At 67.8% G+C, this 1,429-nt stretch carries 2 protein-coding genes; both read left to right on the top strand.

Features of this window, described 5'->3' with window-relative positions; translation table 11 throughout:
* Positions 1–548 (top strand): phosphopantetheine-binding protein (locus tag ACSNOC_RS27710; protein WP_436750325.1); only part of this gene is annotated, 548 nt, incomplete at its 5' end.
* A gap of 83 nt (positions 549–631) precedes the next feature.
* Positions 632–1,429 (top strand): beta-ketoacyl synthase N-terminal-like domain-containing protein (locus ACSNOC_RS27705; RefSeq protein WP_436750324.1); only part of this gene is annotated, 798 nt, incomplete at its 3' end.

Genomic DNA, 1,429 nt, shown 5'->3' with positions numbered 1-1,429 from the left:
GCGCGGTCGGCAGCGGTGATCTGTCCCAGCGGCTGGCCGCCCTCCCCGACACCGAACAGCACAAACTCCTCCTCGACCTCGTCCGGGAACACGTCTCCGCCGTGCTCGGTATTCCTTCCTCGCGTTCCATCCGGCCAGGACAGGCGCTGCGGGACATGGGTTTCGATTCCCTGACGGCGATCGAACTGCGCAACCGACTGGCCATGGGCACGGGGCTCACGCTGCCCTCCACGCTGATCTTCGACTATCCGACCCCCGGCGACCTGGTAGCACATCTCCGAACCGAGTTGGCGCCGAGCCGCTCCCAAATGGACGCGGTCCTGAGCGAATTGGACCGCATCGAATCGGCCCTCGTCGGCGCGGCTCCCGACGACGACAGCCGCACGGTCATCACCTCGCGTCTTCGGTCGTTGATGACCCGCTGGACGAACGCCTCGTCGTCGTCCGGCGAAGACGAGAGGCCCGCGGCCCGCGAGACCGTCGCGCTCGAATCCGCAAGCGACGACGAAGTATTCGAGTTCATCGGCAAGGAATTCGGCATCTCCTGACGGAGGCGGCCGGACTCCAGCCGGTCCGGCCGCTTCCCGCCCTCTCCCCCCACCTTCACGTCTTTCCGTAAGGGGCAGCCCTGGTGAACAACGAGCAGAAATTGCGCTACTTCCTCCGGCGAGTGACGACGGAACTGCACGAGGCACGGGAGCGCCTTCAGGAGATGGATGAGGCGCAGCGCGAGCCGATAGCGATCGTCGGCATGAGCTGCCGCTACCCAGGCGGTGTTCGGTCGCCGGAGGAACTCTGGGAACTTCTCATGAAGGGCGGCGACGCGATCTCGCCCTTCCCGGCCGATCGTGGCTGGGACCTCGAAGCGCTGTACGACCCGGACCCCGACACCCGGGGAACGACGCATGTACGCGAGGGCGGTTTCCTCGACGGCATCGACCTTTTCGACGCCGGCCTCTTCGAGATCTCACCGCGCGAGGCCCTGAGCATGGACCCGCAACAGCGCATGCTGCTGGAGGCGTCGTGGGAAGCCATCGAACGCGCCGGAATTGCCCCGGCCTCGCTGAAGGGCAGCCGGACCGGTGTCTTCGCGGGCGTCATGTATCACGACCACGCCACCGTGCTCCAGCAGGCGGCGGAGGACGTCGAGGGCTACATCGGCACGGGCGGCGCGGCGAGCGTGGTTTCCGGGCGGGTGGCGTACACGTTCGGGCTGGAGGGTCCGGCGGTGACGGTGGACACGGCGTGCTCGTCGTCACTGGTCGCCCTGCATCTCGCGGCGCAGGCCCTGCGGCAGGGCGAATGCACCATGGCCCTGGTGGGCGGGGTCACCGCTATGACCACGCCGACTTCCTTCGTGGAGTTCAGCCGTCAGCGGGGTCTGGCGGCGGACGGTCGGTGCAAGGCGTTCTCGGCCGCTGCGGATGGG

The organism is Streptomyces sp. URMC 129 (genome assembly GCF_051386415.1).
GTDB lineage: Bacteria > Actinomycetota > Actinomycetes > Streptomycetales > Streptomycetaceae > Streptomyces.
The sequence above is the reverse complement of the archived record's forward strand: the minus strand, read 5'-3'. Positions and strand labels throughout refer to the sequence as shown.